The 2,519-nt window shown below is 51.6% G+C and carries 4 protein-coding genes and 1 rRNA gene; all 5 read left to right on the top strand.

From position 1 onward, the window contains the following. The first annotated feature begins 147 nt into the window (after positions 1–147). Positions 148–459: a YbaB/EbfC family nucleoid-associated protein gene (locus BG52_RS08805; protein WP_036584654.1), complete on the top strand. Its 312-nt coding sequence runs from the start codon at positions 148–150 to the stop codon at positions 457–459. A 16-nt stretch (positions 460–475) separates the two neighbouring features. Beyond that, positions 476–1,075, top strand: coding sequence for a recombination mediator RecR (recR, locus tag BG52_RS08800; RefSeq protein WP_036584652.1), 600 nt, complete (start codon positions 476–478; stop codon positions 1,073–1,075). 198 nt (positions 1,076–1,273) lie between these two features. Continuing rightward, positions 1,274–1,582 carry a DUF2508 family protein gene (locus BG52_RS08795; RefSeq protein WP_223298961.1) on the top strand — a complete coding sequence of 103 codons (309 nt, stop codon included), beginning with the start codon at positions 1,274–1,276 and terminating at the stop codon, positions 1,580–1,582. Further along, on the top strand, positions 1,579–1,842 hold the full coding sequence (locus BG52_RS08790; protein WP_036584650.1) for a pro-sigmaK processing inhibitor BofA family protein: 264 nt from the start codon (positions 1,579–1,581) through the stop codon (positions 1,840–1,842). The genes BG52_RS08795 and BG52_RS08790 overlap by 4 nt, the downstream gene beginning before the upstream one ends. Before the next feature lie 391 nt (positions 1,843–2,233). Continuing rightward, positions 2,234–2,519, top strand: a 16S ribosomal RNA gene (locus BG52_RS08785); the annotation flags it as partial.

The following is a 2,519-nucleotide window of genomic DNA, read 5'->3' as shown; positions in this document are numbered from 1 at the left end:
CGGCTGCGCCGGGCAAGCCGGAATGGGTAGAGGAAGCGATCCACCTGTTCGGCGAGGATCTCGTTGTGATCGTCGATGACGAACCCAAACCGTAACGGGTTCCGTAACGGAATTTTATAACCCACCATAATGAAGGAGTGTCGAACCATGAACAACATGAACCAAATGATGAAGCAAGTGAAGAAAATGCAGGAGCAAATGCTGAAGGCGCAGGAGGAGCTTGGCGAGAAAACGATCGAAGGCTCTGCGGGCGGCGGCGTCGTAACCGTAACGGTTAACGGGCACAAGAAATTGCTGAGTGTTGCGATCAAACCCGAAGCCGTTGATCCGGACGATATCGACATGCTGCAGGACCTCGTGCTGACAGCCGTCAACGACGCGATCACCAAAGCGGATGAGCTCGCCAACAAAGACATGGGAAAATTTACGGGCGGTATGAAAATCCCGGGATTGTTCTAGAAGGAGTCTGTCTGCCTTGTATTATCCAGAACCGATCGCCAAGCTGATCGAATCATTCTCAAGGCTGCCGGGTATTGGTCCAAAGACCGCCGCCCGGCTGGCTTTTCACGTTCTTCGCATGAAAGAGGACGACGTGATCGATTTTGCCAAATCGCTCGTTAGCGTCAAACGCAATCTTCATTATTGTTCCGTCTGCTGCAACATTACCGATATTGATCCGTGCCGGATTTGCCAGGACAGATCGCGCGACAATTCGGTCATATGCGTCGTACAGGAGTCAAGGGATCTCGTGGCCATGGAGCGGACGAAGGAGTTCGACGGCCAGTACCATGTGCTGCAGGGGGCGATCTCGCCTATGGAAGGGATCGGGCCCGATGAAATCCGCATCGCGGAGTTGTTGAAGCGGCTTGGCGACGAACAGGTGCAGGAGCTTATCCTGGCAACGAATCCGAATATCGAAGGCGAAGCGACGGCCATGTATTTATCGCGGCTGGTGAAGCCTTTCGGCATTAAGGTCACGCGCATCGCGCACGGCTTGCCGGTAGGCGGCGATTTGGAATATGCCGATGAGGTCACGCTGTCGAAAGCGCTCGAAGGCCGTAGAGAGTTGAGGTAATGTATTGAAATTTGCGCGAAAATCCGCAGGGGCCCCGGCGGATTTTTTTGGTGTCGGAATTTAGATTAAAATTTTTCTCATTTTTCGGTCTTTAGAGCGGTTCTAAGTAGGGGGCCTCCGTTTATAAAATGGTATTAGCGGATTTTCGCTATACGCGAAACCTTTCGCTGCCGAGAATGTGGACAGGGAGGGTAATGAATGGCGGCTTGGAACTTTTGGGCGACGAGGTGGATGAAAATGTGGGGAAAAAGCGCCGTAATGACGAAAGCGGAGGTAGTGCAGCCTGAATTGCGCATGATGGCCGACAACTTGATCAAGGAAATAAGGGATGCGCACCGGGATTGGGTCAATGCTCAGCGGCATTTTGAGTATGCGCTCGGCAAGGATCAGATCGATTACGCCATCTTTGCCATCGAAGCGGCCGAGAAACGGTATGAAATGCTGTTGCGGCATGCCAAAAGTTTAAAGGTTGCTTGGTCCGCTCATAGGGAGGCAGACGTAGGATGAAACTCGGCTGGAGCATCTTGTTTGCAGGCTCGCTCGCGGCGCTTCTGTTCGTATTGGTCCGGCATCGCGTCTCATGGGGCGGACTGAAGCATTTCGGTCTTCACGTCGCTGCGGCGGCTCTTTTTCTCTATCTATTAAATGGATCGGGCTTGATATCGGGTTTCCATATACCGTTGAATCCGTCCACGATTGCGACGGTTACACTGCTTGGCGTCCCCGGCATTGCGTTGATACTGGGGCTGCAATGGTCGGTGCTGTAAACAACGGTTTTAAATGCCCGGAGTCCACTGTGCAAAAGCTTCGTCCAGAAGCTTTGTTTTTTTGTGCGAAGGTAAAAAGTTGGATGTTGACCAGGTATCGTCTGCTGTGGTAAAGTAGTTATCGCCTCTGATTCAGGCATGTGACCACAATCGAAGGATTGGTAAAAATTTTCACTTGCATCACAGTAGGCGGATATGATATATTATTCAAGTCGCCGCTGAGAGGTTGCGATGAAAGAAAGAAACGAAATAAGGCGCTTTTCTTTCTCGGCTTTCGCCGAAAAAGAGAACACCATTGTTCTTTGAAAACTGAACAACGAGCGAAACTGCCCCATTTTCCTGCAAGGGAAGATGGAAAAGCTATACAAGTAATGAGCGATATCGACTCACTTTAATGGAGAGTTTGATCCTGGCTCAGGACGAACGCTGGCGGCGTGCCTAATACATGCAAGTCGAGCGGATTTAGTCGGGAGCTTGCTCCTGACTGAGTTAGCGGCGGACGGGTGAGTAACACGTAGGTAACCTGCCCGTAAGACCGGGATAACATTCGGAAACGGATGCTAATAGCGGATACGCAATACCCTCGCATGGGGGAATTGGGAAAGGCGGAGCAATCTGCCGCTTACGGATGGACCTGCGGCGCATTAGCTAGTTGGTGAGGTAACGGCTCACCAAGG

Origin of the sequence: Paenibacillus darwinianus, from assembly GCF_000598065.1 — a bacterium.
Taxonomy (GTDB): domain Bacteria; phylum Bacillota; class Bacilli; order Paenibacillales; family Paenibacillaceae; genus Paenibacillus_I; species Paenibacillus_I darwinianus.
Note: the sequence above shows the minus strand (reverse complement) of the source record. Positions and strands in the feature narration are given on the sequence as shown.